The organism is Deltaproteobacteria bacterium, from assembly GCA_040223695.1.
Classification (GTDB): Bacteria; Desulfobacterota_D; UBA1144; order Nemesobacterales; family UBA2774; genus JAVKFU01.
The window spans coordinates 1-14,860 of sequence record JAVKFU010000007.1 but is presented as its reverse complement, the minus strand read 5'-3'; the positions used below and the strand labels follow the sequence as shown (position 1 = coordinate 14,860).

The window sequence follows — 14,860 nt, the reverse complement described above, 5'->3', positions numbered from 1 at the left end:
AACAAGGGGCTACCTAGTAGCCCCTCTTTTTTATTAAAGAATAGCAAAAGATTCATTCAAAATTATGCCTTACATACAAAATTCATTGACCAAATAGAATAGGTATAAACCCTCTTTTAAAGCAAGCTATATCACACTCAATGGGCTTGTTAAGTTATGCACATCGTTTTATGTGACCTAGTACAGAAAAGTGTTTACAAGATGTGACTTAAAGAAGTAAGAGTCATGGTCTTCCGATTAAGATAGATTTAGCGAAAAAATCTTAACATTAGGAGGAATAACCATGACTCAACAACAGTATATCATATCAAGAAAGCTCAATATCCTTGAACTCGGGCAAGTGCTCGGGAACATCTCAGAAGCGTGTCGGAGGCTCGGAGTAAGCCGACAGCACTACTACGACATAAAGCAGGCAATCGAAGAGGACGGTCTTGAGGGTCTTTTGGAGAAATCACGGAGGGTCCCCCGTATAGGGAACAGAGTAGCCCCTGAGATAGAGCAGAAGCTTTTGGAATACTCTTTGGAGTTTCCTACTCATGGGCAGGTCAGGGCCGCCAATGAGCTCAAACGGCAGGGGATTCAGATAAGTGCCGGGGGAGTAAGAAGCGTGTGGCTCCGTCACAATCTTCAGACAAAATCCCTTCGTTTAAAACGGCTTGAGGTGTGGGCAGCCGAGAACACAGGGGTTCTGAGCGAGTCTCAGATTCAGGCACTCGAAGCTGCCAAAGAAGAGGAAGAAGCCCATGGGGAAATAGAGAGTCACCATCCGGGATACCTCGTTGCCCAGGACACCTGTTATATGGGCTACATAAAAGGTATAGGTCGTCTTTACCAGCAGACCTTGATAGATACTTATTCCAACGTCGGATTTGCAAAGGTATATCTGGAGAAGACCTCTCTTACTGCCGCCGATTTTATGAACGACAAGGTGCTGCCGTTCTTCGACAAAGAGGGGGTAAGTGTGCTCAGGGTATTAACAGACAGGGGCACTGAGTACTGCGGCAGAGCTGAGACACACCCCTATGAGCTTTACCTGCACCTCAACGACATTGAGCATACGAAGACGAAGCCCAGGAGTCCCAAGACCAACGGAGCCGTGGAGAGACTCAATCAAACGATAAAGACCGAGTTCTACGAGGTGTCGTTCCGCAAGAAGCTTTATAGGAGCCTTGAGGAGATTCAGGCTGATCTGGATGGGTTTATGGATTATTACAACCACGAGCGCACGAATCAAGGTAAGTACTGTCAGGGAAGGACTCCCTATGAAACCTTTACGGATGGTCTAGAATTATATCAGCAGTACGTCTTTGAAAATCCCATTGAGACAGAGGAGGTGATACAGTAAAATAGGAAATTAAGAATGCTTACCGGAAGACCCGCTGTAAGCGCTTTTACCGTTCAGGACATTTTATGGGAATACGTATTTAATGATCGGGGTTTCTCTTCCCACCAGACGCAATGTGTATCGACATGCTCTTTACTTAGCAATAATAAAGTTAATATAAAATAGATCATTTTCCTTTCTAAACATTTTCTAAGAACCATCCATAATTCCTGACACAACACAGAATCAACATACTATACAGAATAGATGGAAATCTTTTATTTTTAGCAAATTATAAGGATTTCAACAATGTCGCGAAGTTACGAAAATCCCTCTATTTGGACTGCTTTCTGTCTTTTGAGTGAGGGTCATTTATCAGTTTCCGATTTTATATTCGGCGATAAACACTGTATCTGAAACTGAATTGTCAAAATACTTTTCTCTTATCTTCTTATATTCATGATTGCTGAAGAAAGTATTTTTTGCCTCAGTGCTTGGGAAGTAAATTGTAAATACCCTATTTATGTCATGAGACACTTGGCTTTTAAGAGTTTTTGCAACTACGAAGTCATATCTAAAGCCCCCACCGATCTTTTCTAGAAGCGGATACATTGCTTTTCTGTAGTCTTGGTAGCCTTGTTCGTTTTTTACATTCAATCCAACTAAAATTTCAATCATGGAACAGCCTCCTGTCTATTTACGAAAGAATTTCATCATATAAAAGTTTGATAATGAAATCTGTAAAAAGATGCGTGGCATGAAAGGAATGGGGGGGGGAATTTTTATAACTATCTGAGAGCATTAGATATTTCCTTGTTGTGCTTAAATATCCCGTTCAAAATCTAATTAAACGCGGTGGATATTTTTTTTGACAACTAAAAAAAATACTTGACAATCTGTCTACTAGTAGATAGATTATGTATCATGAGCAATGAAATGTCTGAAAAAATATTAGACGTCGCACAGGATTTTATAATGGAAAGAGGTTATAAGGCTTTCAGCTATAAAGACCTATCCAAGGAAATAGGAATTAAGACTTCGAGCATCCATTATTATTTTCCAAGCAAAGGTGATCTTGGTAAAACCTTAACAGAGAGATTTATCCAAAATGTTAGAGAATCGTTAGAACTGATCGATTCAACTACCGAGAACCCAAAAGAGAAGATCAAAAAATACATACAAGTTTTTCATGAAAACTTAAAAGCAGGAGATAGAGTTTGTTTTTGTGCCATGTTAGCTTCTGACTACGCAAATCTACCTGAAGAAGTGCAAAAAGAGGTTATAAACCTTATTCAATTACACGAGAGATGGCTGACTAAAGTCCTGGAATCAGGAATAAGAAATAAGGTTTTTAAATTTAAGGGAAAACCCGAGGACAAAGCTAAGTCGATTTTTTCAGCCCTTGAAGGTTCAACAATTTCCTCTAGAGCTTTTGCAGATTCAGAAAGAATAAAATTAGCGGAAGATATGATACTGAATAGTATTACATAAAAAATTTTAAGGATTATATCTATCTAGTAATAGGTAGATATAAAACAGATACATTTACAGGAGGCATTAAAATGAAGGCAACAGTAATTAGGGAATTTGGTGATGCAAATGTACTAAAGTATGAGGACATTGATACACCAAACCCCAGAGAAGGACATGTATTGGTAAAGGTTTTAGCAAGCGGTGTTAATAGATTGGATCACTATATTCGCGAAGGGTCAATAACGCCGGAGCTGAAGTTCCCGCATATTTTGGGTGCCGACGCGTCTGGAGAGGTTGCGGATATAGGTCTGGGAGTGTCCGGCTTTAGTATCGGTGAAAGGGTGATACTGGTTCCGGGATACCCCACTAATGTAAACGAACTAGAAATAAGGCCAACAATTGCTGCTCCAAGCTTTGCACTTCCGGGTTTACATATTTCGGGAACATATGCTCAATACATTGAAGTTCCAGCATATGCATTAATTAAAGATGATACTGATCTTGAGCCTGAAGAAGTGGCAACGCTCCCCGTTGTTTTGGGTACAGCTGTGCATGCTGTCAAGAAAATAGGCGAGGTAAAGAAAGGAGACAATGTTTTGGTTCAATCGGGAGCATCGGGTTCTGGAAGCATGCAGATTCAAGTTGCAAAAGCTTTAGGAGCTAAAGTTGCTAGTACAATCAGAAAGGAAAATAAATATGACTTTGTTAAAAAAGCAGGTGCAGATTTAATAATAAACGTCAACGAAGATGATTTTGTTGAGAAAGTAAAAGAGTGGACAGACGGAAACGGAGCTGATGTTGTTATTGATAACCTAGGTGGTGACATATTGGCTAGAAGTATTGAAGCTGTAAAACCAGCTGGAGTAATAGTTGCATATGGTTTTGCTGCGGGGCCCGAGGTTAAGTTCGATATAAGAAGCCTATTCTTTTTCGAAAAGAAACTGCGCGGCACGATGGCCAGTGATAAGGAAGATTTAGTCTATGGACTGGAGCTTATTAGAGAAAGAAAGATTAAACCGTTGCTGGATCAAGCTATACCTTTAAAAAATGCATCAAAAGCACACAGATTAATTTCAGAAAATAGGATCAGTGGTAATATTGTGTTACTACCTTGGGCAGCGTGATCTTGCGCGTGTTAGCGAGTATGATCTGAGTAGTTGATAGAGCAGGCCAATAATAAATTCCATTCCCAGTGAAAACAACAATTTATGAGGATTCGTAACATTGGTCTTCACTCAACCGTAGCTTAAGAAGGCCAACATTTAGATGGTTAAAAATGCCATTCGGTGATTTTTCAATTATGAAAAAAGTTTGACGCATCCTTTTTGGAATTGTAACCATCTAACGTATTAAGTAGTTGCAATTGCAACTACTTAATACAAGCATGGAGGTAGCAAATATGAAACGTATTACAAGAGAGGAGTTAAAGGATCAGTTGGATAACGGAAGAAGTATGACGCTCGTAGAGGCTCTGCCTGAGAAGTACTGGAGGAAAGCTCATCTGCCGGGCGCGTTACAGATCGATTATACCGAGATTGAAGAAAAGGCGGATAGGTTCCTGCCGGATAAGGAATCGAAGATTGTTGTTTACTGTGCGAATACAGAGTGTCAGAACTCAACGAAAGCGGCACAAATTTTGGAGTCGCTAGGATACAATGAAGTTTACGAGTACGTCGAAGGTAAGCAGGATTGGGCAGATGCGGGGTTTCCGCTTGTATCCAGAAATGGGAATTGATCTTGGGGGGCTATTCTCGAAGGAGTAGCCCCCCTTATTGAAATAGTAGAAATATCAACATGCGTGGAGGCATTAATATGAATAATTTCTCAAGAAACGATAGTGATAAAGCCAGTACATGGGTCAACGCGGAAGAGGGTAAAACAAGCAATTATCCCACTCTTTATAAAACCGTCAAGATAGATGATCTCGATATATTCTATCGAGAGGCCGGGCCTAGAGATGCTCCGACTATTATACTCCTTCACGGTTTCCCCACATCATCACATATGTTTAGGAATCTAATTCCTGAACTTTCCCATAAATACCATCTTATAGCCCCTGATTATCCGGGATATGGTTACAGCTCCATGCCGACAGTTAATGAATTTGACTATACCTTCGACAATCTGGCCGCAATAGTTGAAAAATTCATCAGTAAAATCGGTATAGAAAAACATAGCCTTTATTTTCAGGATTATGGTGCCCCAGTGGGATTTCGTATTGCTGTGAAGAACCCCGATAAAGTTGAGGCACTGATTATTCAAAATGGCAATGCATACGATGAAGGTCTCCGTGATTTCTGGATTCCCCTCAAGACTTATTGGAAAGAAAGGACTCCGGCTAATGCAGAGCCGCTCAAGGGGTTTTTAACCCTGGATGCGACGAAGTGGCAATTCACGCATGGAGTTCGAAACGTTGAAACAATCAGTCCCGAGAATTGGGGTCACGTCCAACCGCTGCTAGACCGTCCGGGCAATCAGGAAATACAACTGCAGCTATTCTATAGTTATGGTTCTAATCCACCGTTGTATCCCTCGTGGCAAGCCTACTTGAGAGAGCATCAGCCCCCGACTCTGATAGTATGGGGCAAAAACGATCAGATTTTCCCGGCTGAAGGAGCGCACCCCTATAAACGTGACTTAAAAAATATCGATTTCCATTTGATTGATACGGGTCACTTCGCCCTGGAAGAGGATTTAAATGTGATAGTGCGTCATATTAAAAGCTTTATGATAAAAAACAAGTTCAAATAAATAAGGAGGTAACACAAATGAAGAAGCTATTTACATTAGCGGCTTTAGGACTTGCGTTTTACATGTCCTCTGCTTCTTTCGCCCAAGATGATCTTAACGTCTTTGGTGTTCAGCTTCCCATTGAGAAAAAAGAGGTTAAGAACCAAATAAATGGTGATTACATATCCTCGAATTCAAAGGGAACATACAATGTTTTTGGCGTTCAGCTTCCGTTAGTTAAGAGAAATGCAGCTGACACTGAAACTTTGTATATGGCTGGCAAAGAATCAGATGATGACAAAGACTACATCTTGGTCTTTGGCGTTAAAGTTCCTGTAATGAGGAGCTAAGGAATTTACCTACGCTTATGGGTGTGCATTAATTACATACCCATAAGCGTAAATTTCAAAATGGATACAAATAGAGGTTTTTATTATGAATAAGTTGCATGAGCATTTAGCTCTCATCGTTGGGGGTTCCACAGGTATTGGGAAACAAACGGCCAAGCGACTCATCGGGCGAGGCGTGGAAACTATACTGCTATCTCATAATGATGATCGGCTTAAATTAGCAAAGGAAGAATTAAATGTGAACGGTAAAGTTCAAACTGTATGTGTTGATCTGTACAATGAAGATCAAGTTGAAATATTTATTAATCGGATAAAACAAGAACAGAAGCATATTAAATATCTGATTAACTCTGCGGGTACTTTTAAGCCAACACCCTTTTTAGAACACACGAAATCCGATTACGACAAGTATCTCGACCTGAACAAGAGTATTTTCTTCATAACACAAGCAGTAGCAGAAAACATGAAAAAGAATGGCGGTGGTGCCATTATAAACATAGGGTCGATGTGGGCAAAACAGTCTATAAAGGCAACTCCGTCATCGGCATACTCAATGGCAAAAGCCGGTCTGCACTCATTTACTCAGCATTTGGCTATGGAGCTTTCAGAATATAACATCCGAGCAAACGCAGTTTCTCCTGCAGTTGTAGCCACACCAATTTATGAAGGGTTCATCGAGCCCGATAAAATTGAGGAGACACTAGTGGGTTTCAATGACTTTCACCCTATTGGAAGGGTAGGAGACGTTGACGACGTAGCCGCTGTCATCGATTTTCTGCTTTCCGATGAAGCAAGTTGGGTGACAGGGGCAGTCTGGGATGTTGACGGTGGAGTAATGGCCGGTCGAAACTAATACTTTTATTAACTCGAAACGGGTTTATGGGATAAGTTATGTTAAGATTAACAACAATTCAGATGAATAAATTAATGCTTACTATAAATTAAATATAAAAGGGAAATGCTATGGAATCAAAACCACCGTTACCGCCATTTACGATTGAGACTGCAAAAGCGAAAGTACAAGCAGCTGAGGATTTATGGAACACACGTAATCCGGAGAGAGTCGCTCTAGCGTATACCGAAGATTCGCATTGGCGCAATAGAGCGGAGTTTCTTAACGGTCGTGATCAAATAAGAGCCTTTCTTAAGAGAAAATGGGAGAAAGAGCTGGACTACGTACTGAGAAAGGAGCTATGGAGTTTTACTGAAAACCGAATTTCTGTCCGCTTTGAATATGAGTGGCATGACGATTCGGGTTTTTGGTACCGTTCACACGGCATCGAACTATGGGAATTCGCAGATAATGGATTAATGAGAATTCGCCAGGCTAGCATAAACGACATTCCTATAAAGGAGTCCGAACGTCGTTACCGACATAATAAACACGATCGTTGAGATCACGTATATAAATTTAATTCCCCAGGAACTTGCTTAGTACTTACATTCCCCGATTGATCCGGGCTTACACTGCATTCCATTAACCCAGTAGCTATTATCAAAAACAGCGCCGTCCAGCTTCGCTCCCCCTATCAACGATTTTGTCAGAAAGGCGGAAATAACTGTAGCGCCTTCAAAATTAGTTCCCTGCAGATTTACACCTAAAAGCGAAGCTCCGGTAAGATTAGCCTCGGAAAGATTAGCACCTTCAAGATTAGCTTGTCTTAAATTAGCGCCTGAGAGGTTAGCCTTGCTTAAATCCTCACCTTTCAGGTAAGCGCCTACCTTATTACAGCCGTGCCAGTCCACACCGGGGCTTGGAGGGTCGTCACATTCTGCATATGCCATTTGTGAAATTAACAGAATAAATAAAACAAATAGAAATGCTCTATATAAGTTACGCAGTATAGATCTGTTCATTGAATCACCCTGATTATATATATTTATCAAAAAGTACTTGAAGTCAACACAATAATAAGAGCGAACATTGCTCTAGTGAATTTTATTATCAGGCCCCATTACAGACCTGACGCTACCCTCCAGGATTTCAGTCATTTCATAATCGGGGTACAATTCTTTCATTCTTTTTACGGCTTCGTCAAAACTGTTTGAGTCTTTAAGGGTATTCCTGAAATTCAATATATATCTTTCAGCTTCGTCTAGGATATCAACTGTCCCAACCGGCCCGTGCCCGGGATAAATATAAGAAATTGGACCGATAGAACGAATAATCCTGAGTTGCTCAAGCCACTTATCAAGGTTGTTCTCACCCAACCACATGTGCACGCCGTTACTAGCCAGATCACCTACGAATAGCATTTCTAGTGATGGGATATATAAGACCGTATTCTCAATGCTCTCGCCGTTTGTGAAAGTTTTAAATACAACATCACGATCTTCAAACTTAAAGCTATTCCCTTCCAAAACGGTTAATCTCCCAAAAATCGGAGGCTCCTCTTTGTCACCCTGCCAATACTTCATTGTATTCTTAACATAATCAATTGTACGAAGACCTCCTGTGATTTCGGTATCCCCATACTTAACACCCAAAACTTCAAGACCATAGTAATGGTCAGGATGTGGATGAGTAATTATTATCTTTGATAATTTTTTTCCTGTGGTATTGATTAGGTCTACGAGTTTTTCAGCCTCTTTGGAGGAAAATTGTGCATCAATCAGAATAGCCTCATTCTTTCCCATTATTAAATGGGAATTGCTCATAAAGCCCTCAGGAGATGCTTTATAAGTAATGACGGATAGGGAAGACTTTGAATCAGTTGGAGCTGACAAAGCTATATTTAAAAAGAAAAAAGTGAAAAAAATAAAACAAATGTATAAGTAGATCGTCATGACAATTTATAAAATTAGCTGAAACATCTATACTAAATTTGAAACACCTATACAGCCGTTAGAATCTAAAGGCGAAGTAATGCGCGGATAAAGAATAAATTGGGTACAGCTATACTGCAAAGCTAAATTTAGTTACGCAGTTAAACTGCGCGACTATGAACTTGCCGGTAATTGGCTAATCCATCAGTGAGGGACGTTGTGGCCGAGCGCATCTGACAGTACGACGGTGTCCGTGTATTGCTGGAGCCTCGTTAACATGCCGTCATCAACTGTCCACACATGCGCGAAGGACGGCATGACGTCTGAGTTTGCGCCTTTGGCCCTTGTCTTATAGTGTCCAAGTACGATTATTTTATCCCCGGCGTCTATATACTCATCAGGGTGATCGTTCCAGAATTCAAAATGTTGCATCACTTTTCCGAAGAAGTCCTCCATTGCCGAGCCAAGCCCGTTATACTCTCCGCCGTAGGGAAAACCACCTATGATCTCCCATTTAATCTCGGAGTGCAGCACACTGGGAAGTGCGCTCGGGTCTGAATTTATAAGGCTGTAAAACTCTTTTACCGTTTCCATCGCTGTTCTGCTCATGTATATCTCCTTAACATATATTTATGTCTATAGTAAAATTTAAAAAAACTTAATGTGTCTAGTATAAATTTATTCCTTTAAAACCGGATAACCTTGCACGTACACCCAATCGGTCTGCTTAGCAGGAACATGGCAGCCGAGGCAGTCTATTTTATAGTCAGTAGCAACATTTTTGGAAGGATCATTCGCATAGTATAGAGCCCAGCCCCAACCGTCACCCCATAAAGGATTATCCGGGTATCTCCCCTTTGCATCTTTTATCATAACAAACCAGAGAACTTCGTCTTTGGCATGAATTACGTTTGGTCCTGTAGTCATTGCTTCAGATTTAGTTGATCTTACTTCTTTTACGAGAACTGCTCCATCAGGAAATTTCCCACCACTCTTTTTGTACTCTTCCACAACACCCGGCTGAGTATATACAATGTGCATACCATCATCTTTTTTATCCGGCAGAGTCCATGAGCCGAGAAAAGTCCAATTTTCTTTAAAATCAGTAAGACGAGTAATTTTCCCATCTTTGTCCACGTAGGGGGAAAACGACTCGTCCTCTTCCGTTTCGACAAAATGAACGGCAACAATTAACGATGCAAATATGGCTGCCACTGTAACAATAGTTAATTTGAGTTTCATCATAGTTACCGCTTATCTCCTTCTATTTGGGTTTTGCTGCTCTGAGCACGGGATAAAATTGTGTAAAAACCCAATCTTCCGCTGCATTAGCTTCATGACACGCATTGCAAGCTGCAGTCGGCTGCAGTTTTGCACTTGATGGATAGGGCGGCGCCTCGTGACTAAATGTAAAATAGGCCCAATTCCCCGGCTCATCCGGATAGCGTTTAGAATCCTTATATGCGGCTTCCAACCCTATGAAGTCTCCCTGGAAAAACCCGTTACCGCTGGCAGCTTTGGTTGCCCCAACGCTCACTAGCTCCTTAATCAATAACGTGCCATCAGGGAATTTACCTGTTTTTGTGTAACTCTCGTAGCTGGCCGGATCGATGTATACATTATGAAATTCTGGAAATGGCGCTTCAGGTGGATTGAGCGAATTTGGAGTAAGCGGAGTTCCCACATACATCCATTTTCTCCAAACAAAGTTCTCCGGTTGAATCAAATTCCCTTCTTTATCGAATTTCGCATGTTCTTTCGATTCGGCTTGGGGAATCGAAAATCCCATCATAACAATGAAAAGAATCATAACCATATAAGTAAACGATCTCCATGACCCGTAGTGCGAAATAAATTTAATCATGTAACACCTCCTTAAATTTATTGTAATTACTGTTAGTTATGTGACAGCCATATTCTTTAATAAATTTATCTTCCTATGTTAAATCTATGATTGATTGACCCGTTAGCAGCAACCCAAAATATTTAGCATCCCTAATCATTTCGATATTATCACAGAGTTGAAGTCGTATCAATATGTATAACAGATAGATTATTCTGTCTGGTTGGGAATAGCTTCGCCAGATTTTCATGACAATGCGGACATATGAACAGGTTTATAGAAACCATGATCATGCTGCCGCCTGTGTGACCGCACGCCCAGCAGCGAAAGGCTTCAAGAGGCCTTATATCCTGCTCTGCTTGCTCACTCCGGTGATACCCGTCATACAATGACTGAAACGTCGTGTTATGGTCCAATACGCGGCTCAAGGCATACTCGTTGCGCTTTCTCTCGTAGTACTCTTCATCAATATACATATACATGAGCATCCGGGGACCCGCGTGGAGAGAGAATGGATTGAACGCCTCTCTTATTTCCTCGATAGTAGAAGTTTCATTCTTCTGTTTCATTCTGGCACCTCTATTGCAATGTAATTAACTCGATTAATTCCCTTAATTGTATAAATTATCGGAGAGCCTATCTCTTAGAAACATTCTTGCTCTACGAACCCTGGATTTAACCGCAGGTAGAGTCAGTCCCAAAATATTTCCAATTTCAGCATTGGTAAGTCCTTCTATATGACTAAGATGAAACGCGACTCTATGTAATTCAGGCAACTCGCTGATTGCTTTTTCTATCTTATCCATCTCCTCTCTTCTCATTACTACATCTTCCGGGACGCAGCTCCAATCTTGTAGTACAACCCCTTCCAGGTATCCGTTATTATCATACGTTTCAAAATCGTCCAGGCTCAATTCCCGCTGGTATTTCTTTTGTCTTTTCAAGAACATAAAACTCGCATTTACAGCAACTCTATAAAGCCAGGTAGAGAATTTTGACTGTTGACGGAAGGTTTGTAGTTTTTCCACCAGTGTTAGGAAGACATCCTGAAGAACATCGTCAGCGTTACGCATATCATGTGTGATTCTGAACGCAAGCCTGTGTAGCTTCCACCCATAGCGATCAACAATTTCATTAAAAGCAGATTCATCTTCGTTATCGATATAGAGACTGATAATTTCCTCATCAGCCATCTCTTTATAATTTATTTCAAAACCATCTGAGTATGCCTTGTCTGATGATTCGTATAGTGAGGTTTCATCGTTACTAATCGAGTCATAGTTGTAAGCTAATTCTTGGTTATGTTGTAGTGAATTTATCAAGCTATTGTTACTCATTTTATATCTCCTTTCATAACCGATATCAGATTTTCTAGAAGCTTTTCTATGAATATTGGACAATTAACAATCTGCAATTTTTCGTCATTAATGCTTTCCAACATTGTCACTCCATCGCGGTCAATAAAAGAAAGGCCAGAGAAATCCAATATCACGGTCTTATTTTTTTTGTCCTTATAGTTCAGACACTCCTTTTTTAAAGTAGATACACATGTTCCAATCAATTTCCCATCTAATCTCAATGTCACAGCTTCTGCATCCTGGAATATTAATGTAATTCTTAGCACGTCTAATAACCTCGTTCTTGATTTCAATACTTTTTACGGTTGTATATAGTGCAAGGGCTGTGCCACAAAAAACGTGCAATCAACAGCATGTTTAAGTGACTGGTATGATAGAGTTTTTTAAGACCTTATTCCAACTAGATATAAAATTCTGGATATTAATACTCACGAAATATCGAGGAATAGCGAAATTTCAAGATTACGGGGCTTTTGCTAAAGCAACTTTATTTCCTTTTTTATGCCCAGTTTGTCCATGCGGCTTCTGAGTGTACTGGGATTTATACCCAGTATTTTTGCCGCACCTTTCTCTCCATAAATTTGCCATTTTGTCTTGTTTAATACCTTAATGATATGTTCTCGCTCATTATCTTCCAGGTTCGAAAGTTCATTGTCATTGAAAGATGATTCTAATGATGAATCAAAAAGATTTTTATCTATATTGAGTGTTTCGCCCGTCGAAACGATGACTGCCCTTTCAACTATATTCTCTAATTCCCTGATGTTTCCCGGCCACGAATAGTTCTTCAGAGCTTCTATGTTTTCCTCGCTTATTGACTTTATCGCTTTGCCCAATTTATTTGCATACTTTTGTGTAAAGTACGTCGCAAGGAGGGGGATATCCTCTTTACGTTTCGCCAAGGCTGGAACTACAATAGGAAAAACATTTAAGCGGTAATATAAGTCTGCACGAAATTTTCCTTCTTTTACCGCGCTCTCCAGATCCCTATTAGTCGCAGCTATGACCCGGACGTCCACGTTCCGTGTCTCAATACTACCTACTCTCTCAAACTCCCTCTCCTGAAGCACCCTGAGCAGCTTGGCCTGTGCGTCGAGTGGCAAATCCCCCAGCTCATCCAGAAATATGGTCCCACCGTCAGCGAGTTCGAATTTCCCTATTTTCTTTGTAAGTGCTCCTGTGAACGCCCCCTTTTCATGTCCGAATAATTCGCTTTCAATTAAACCGGAGGGAATCGCGGGGCAGTTTACTTTTACTAATGGCCTATCTCTTCTGGAACTGTTATTATGAATTGCTCTTGCGATTCGCTCCTTGCCTGTTCCGGTCTCTCCTCTGATTAGCACAGTCGAGTCGGTGCCGGCAACCATTTCAACTTGACGCAGAACATCTTTTATAACCTTGCTCTCGCCAACTATCTCTTCGAAGTTATGTTCGAACTTGATTTCTTCCTGAAGATATAAATTCTCTTGCTGTAGTTTGTTTTTTAATCGCTCTACTTCTAAATAAGCCTTCCTGAGTTTTTCTTCTGCTATTTTTTCATTAGTCACATCCCTGAATACAACTACCGCTCCGACCAAATTACCGTATTCCCAAATCGGTGTGCTTACATACTCAACTGGAAAGCTGCTACCGTCCTTTCTCCAAAAGACTTCATTTTTAACCGAGTGTATCTTCCCGTCTTTAAACGCAGCATATATAGGACATTCTGTATTAGGGTAGGGAGTACCATCAGGCTTAGTATGGTGTAAAATCTGGTGTTGAGGTTTGCCGATAAGCTCTTCCAGCTCCCATCCAATCATTTGAGCGGCTGCCGGGTTTACAAAGGTGGTAATTCCGTTTGAGTCAAGCCCATATATGCCTTCCCCGGCCGAGTTTAAGATTAACTCATTTTGCTTTTTTAATTTTTCGATTCGCTCATGAGATTTTGCATTATCAACAGCAAGGGCTATTTGCTTCGAAACCAGCGATAGAAAATCTGTGTCACATTCTTTAAAATCATTAGGCATATAGAATCCCAAGTTTAGGGTTCCTATTATCTTCTCTCGGCTAATAAGTGGTGTGATTATGTAAGAAGCTATTCCTACTTCCTGTAGAAGTTTATCCGTGGTGAACTTCTGTTCTTTAGATAAGTCATTGGCAATGAGTATCCTTTTATTCTCAAAAACCCATCCAACGTGACTGCCCTTTCGTGGTAGTTCTGAACCCGGCGATAACGGAATCTTTTCCCCAAAAGAATGCAACTCTAGTACATCCTTTTCAACCTTATATAAAGATATAGATGAATAATCAAAGGGCAGCTTATCGATTATAGCCTTGGAAATTTTTAGAAGTAAATCGTTCAGTGTGAAGGTAGAAATAATTGAATTATTAATTTCAAGCAAAGTGCGATATCGTGCCTCTGACTCACGTTGAAGAGCGGCTCTTTTACTCTTATTCCGATCTGAGTTAGATTGTTTGGACACAATCCGTTACCCCATTTCTATTATTGTAGAATAATTTGTTGTATAATTGCAACAAGAAACAGGTTGTTAAAAACGGTTTTTAATAATTTGCTGCGTTGCTTTAATACATAAAAAGAGATAGCTCAAGGAGTGTTGAAGCTTCGTCGCTCCTTTCTCTCCTTGAGCTATAATACATTTGATTACAAACTGTGGATGATTAAAGTTGATCCGGGGATTTATCTTTAATCTGTTCCCAGTTCTTATCCGCCTTTGCTATATTGCCGGGAATATCTTCAAACCACATTTTCTGAATGTTTCTATCCAGATTCAGGTAAAGCTTCCCGTCAACTATCTTCCACACCTCGGGGTCTCCTACAAACTTCTTATTTACCGAGACTCCGAATGCGCACCATCCCCCGTAGGCGGGAAGATATTTTTCGGGGTTCTTCTCGAATGCGTTCTTATTCTCCTCATTCGCGAATAAATAGGTTACGCCTTCATAAACCACTAGGTTATTACCGTCTCCCCTTACCGGTTTTCCTTCCGTATGATACGACACGAGGTCATATCCCAAT

General features: G+C 40.5%; 19 protein-coding genes. 8 read left to right on the top strand and 11 right to left on the bottom strand.

From position 1 onward, the window contains the following. Positions 1-283 precede the first annotated feature (283 nt). On the top strand, positions 284-1,345 hold the full coding sequence (locus RIG61_00890) for an IS481 family transposase (GenBank protein MEQ9617714.1): 1,062 nt from the start codon (positions 284-286) through the stop codon (positions 1,343-1,345). A gap of 354 nt (positions 1,346-1,699) precedes the next feature. Here RIG61_00890 and RIG61_00885 read toward each other — a convergent pair whose 3' ends face one another. Continuing rightward, positions 1,700-2,002, bottom strand: coding sequence for a DUF1330 domain-containing protein (locus RIG61_00885; GenBank protein MEQ9617713.1), 303 nt, complete (start codon positions 2,000-2,002; stop codon positions 1,700-1,702). Positions 2,003-2,260: 258 nt separating this feature from the next. On the opposite strand from RIG61_00885, the gene RIG61_00880 reads away from it, so the two are divergent. The 7 genes from RIG61_00880 (at position 2,261) to RIG61_00850 (ending at position 7,272) form a co-directional block, all read left to right on the top strand. Further along, complete coding sequence (locus tag RIG61_00880) at positions 2,261-2,815, top strand: TetR/AcrR family transcriptional regulator (GenBank protein MEQ9617712.1); 555 nt, start codon at positions 2,261-2,263, stop codon at positions 2,813-2,815. 71 nt (positions 2,816-2,886) lie between these two features. Next, positions 2,887-3,921 (top strand): zinc-binding dehydrogenase, encoded by a 1,035-nt coding sequence (locus RIG61_00875; protein ID MEQ9617711.1) that lies wholly within the window; start codon positions 2,887-2,889, stop codon positions 3,919-3,921. Positions 3,922-4,196: 275 nt separating this feature from the next. Next, positions 4,197-4,532, top strand: coding sequence for a rhodanese-like domain-containing protein (locus RIG61_00870; protein ID MEQ9617710.1), 336 nt, complete (start codon positions 4,197-4,199; stop codon positions 4,530-4,532). Between the two features lie 77 nt (positions 4,533-4,609). Further along, positions 4,610-5,548 (top strand): alpha/beta hydrolase, encoded by a 939-nt coding sequence (locus RIG61_00865; GenBank protein MEQ9617709.1) that lies wholly within the window; start codon positions 4,610-4,612, stop codon positions 5,546-5,548. Positions 5,549-5,565: 17 nt separating this feature from the next. Continuing rightward, a complete protein-coding gene (locus RIG61_00860) occupies positions 5,566-5,877 on the top strand; it encodes a hypothetical protein (protein ID MEQ9617708.1) in 312 nt (103 codons plus the stop codon). Positions 5,878-5,962: 85 nt separating this feature from the next. Continuing rightward, positions 5,963-6,730 (top strand): SDR family oxidoreductase, encoded by a 768-nt coding sequence (locus RIG61_00855; protein ID MEQ9617707.1) that lies wholly within the window; start codon positions 5,963-5,965, stop codon positions 6,728-6,730. A gap of 110 nt (positions 6,731-6,840) precedes the next feature. Further along, positions 6,841-7,272, top strand: coding sequence for a nuclear transport factor 2 family protein (locus RIG61_00850; GenBank protein MEQ9617706.1), 432 nt, complete (start codon positions 6,841-6,843; stop codon positions 7,270-7,272). A 36-nt stretch (positions 7,273-7,308) separates the two neighbouring features. Here RIG61_00850 and RIG61_00845 read toward each other — a convergent pair whose 3' ends face one another. The 10 genes from RIG61_00845 to RIG61_00800 form a co-directional block, all read right to left on the bottom strand. Beyond that, complete coding sequence (locus RIG61_00845) at positions 7,309-7,662, bottom strand: pentapeptide repeat-containing protein (GenBank protein MEQ9617705.1); 354 nt, start codon at positions 7,660-7,662, stop codon at positions 7,309-7,311. Between the two features lie 144 nt (positions 7,663-7,806). After that, complete coding sequence (locus tag RIG61_00840) at positions 7,807-8,535, bottom strand: MBL fold metallo-hydrolase (GenBank protein MEQ9617704.1); 729 nt, start codon at positions 8,533-8,535, stop codon at positions 7,807-7,809. Positions 8,536-8,847: 312 nt separating this feature from the next. Next, on the bottom strand, positions 8,848-9,252 hold the full coding sequence (locus RIG61_00835; GenBank protein ID MEQ9617703.1) for a nuclear transport factor 2 family protein: 405 nt from the start codon (positions 9,250-9,252) through the stop codon (positions 8,848-8,850). A 69-nt stretch (positions 9,253-9,321) separates the two neighbouring features. Continuing rightward, on the bottom strand, positions 9,322-9,888 hold the full coding sequence (locus tag RIG61_00830; protein ID MEQ9617702.1) for a cytochrome P460 family protein: 567 nt from the start codon (positions 9,886-9,888) through the stop codon (positions 9,322-9,324). A 19-nt stretch (positions 9,889-9,907) separates the two neighbouring features. Then, positions 9,908-10,507 (bottom strand): cytochrome P460 family protein, encoded by a 600-nt coding sequence (locus RIG61_00825; GenBank protein ID MEQ9617701.1) that lies wholly within the window; start codon positions 10,505-10,507, stop codon positions 9,908-9,910. 149 nt (positions 10,508-10,656) lie between these two features. Then, entirely contained in the window at positions 10,657-11,055 is a 399-nt protein-coding gene (locus tag RIG61_00820) for a hypothetical protein (GenBank protein MEQ9617700.1), read from the bottom strand. A 42-nt stretch (positions 11,056-11,097) separates the two neighbouring features. Continuing rightward, complete coding sequence (locus RIG61_00815; protein ID MEQ9617699.1) at positions 11,098-11,823, bottom strand: sigma-70 family RNA polymerase sigma factor; 726 nt, start codon at positions 11,821-11,823, stop codon at positions 11,098-11,100. Beyond that, positions 11,820-12,110, bottom strand: a complete 291-nt coding sequence (locus tag RIG61_00810; protein MEQ9617698.1) for an STAS domain-containing protein — start codon at positions 12,108-12,110, stop codon at positions 11,820-11,822. Before RIG61_00810 ends, RIG61_00815 begins: the two co-directional genes overlap by 4 nt. A 210-nt stretch (positions 12,111-12,320) precedes the next feature. Continuing rightward, positions 12,321-14,225, bottom strand: a complete 1,905-nt coding sequence (locus RIG61_00805) for a sigma 54-interacting transcriptional regulator (GenBank protein MEQ9617697.1) — start codon at positions 14,223-14,225, stop codon at positions 12,321-12,323. A gap of 277 nt (positions 14,226-14,502) precedes the next feature. Then, a partial coding sequence (locus tag RIG61_00800) for a YHS domain-containing (seleno)protein (GenBank protein ID MEQ9617696.1) occupies positions 14,503-14,860 on the bottom strand: 358 nt, incomplete at its 5' end.

Bases quoted from the DNA above. Each gene is read 5' to 3' on its own strand.
- RIG61_00885 (MEQ9617713.1), bottom strand. From the start codon at position 2,002: ATGATTGAAATTTTAGTTGGATTGAATGTAAAAAACGAACAAGGCTAC.
- RIG61_00815 (MEQ9617699.1), bottom strand. From the start codon at position 11,823: ATGAGTAACAATAGCTTGATAAATTCACTACAACATAACCAAGAATTA.
- RIG61_00865 (MEQ9617709.1), top strand. From the start codon at position 4,610: ATGAATAATTTCTCAAGAAACGATAGTGATAAAGCCAGTACATGGGTC.
- RIG61_00870 (MEQ9617710.1), top strand. From the start codon at position 4,197: ATGAAACGTATTACAAGAGAGGAGTTAAAGGATCAGTTGGATAACGGA.
- RIG61_00880 (MEQ9617712.1), top strand. From the start codon at position 2,261: ATGTCTGAAAAAATATTAGACGTCGCACAGGATTTTATAATGGAAAGA.
- RIG61_00875 (MEQ9617711.1), top strand. From the start codon at position 2,887: ATGAAGGCAACAGTAATTAGGGAATTTGGTGATGCAAATGTACTAAAG.
- RIG61_00850 (MEQ9617706.1), top strand. From the start codon at position 6,841: ATGGAATCAAAACCACCGTTACCGCCATTTACGATTGAGACTGCAAAA.
- RIG61_00855 (MEQ9617707.1), top strand. From the start codon at position 5,963: ATGAATAAGTTGCATGAGCATTTAGCTCTCATCGTTGGGGGTTCCACA.
- RIG61_00845 (MEQ9617705.1), bottom strand. From the start codon at position 7,662: ATGGCATATGCAGAATGTGACGACCCTCCAAGCCCCGGTGTGGACTGG.
- RIG61_00820 (MEQ9617700.1), bottom strand. From the start codon at position 11,055: ATGAAACAGAAGAATGAAACTTCTACTATCGAGGAAATAAGAGAGGCG.
- RIG61_00890 (MEQ9617714.1), top strand. From the start codon at position 284: ATGACTCAACAACAGTATATCATATCAAGAAAGCTCAATATCCTTGAA.
- RIG61_00840 (MEQ9617704.1), bottom strand. From the start codon at position 8,535: ATGAGCAATTCCCATTTAATAATGGGAAAGAATGAGGCTATTCTGATT.
- RIG61_00825 (MEQ9617701.1), bottom strand. From the start codon at position 10,507: ATGATTAAATTTATTTCGCACTACGGGTCATGGAGATCGTTTACTTAT.
- RIG61_00860 (MEQ9617708.1), top strand. From the start codon at position 5,566: ATGAAGAAGCTATTTACATTAGCGGCTTTAGGACTTGCGTTTTACATG.
- RIG61_00830 (MEQ9617702.1), bottom strand. From the start codon at position 9,888: ATGATGAAACTCAAATTAACTATTGTTACAGTGGCAGCCATATTTGCA.
- RIG61_00835 (MEQ9617703.1), bottom strand. From the start codon at position 9,252: ATGAGCAGAACAGCGATGGAAACGGTAAAAGAGTTTTACAGCCTTATA.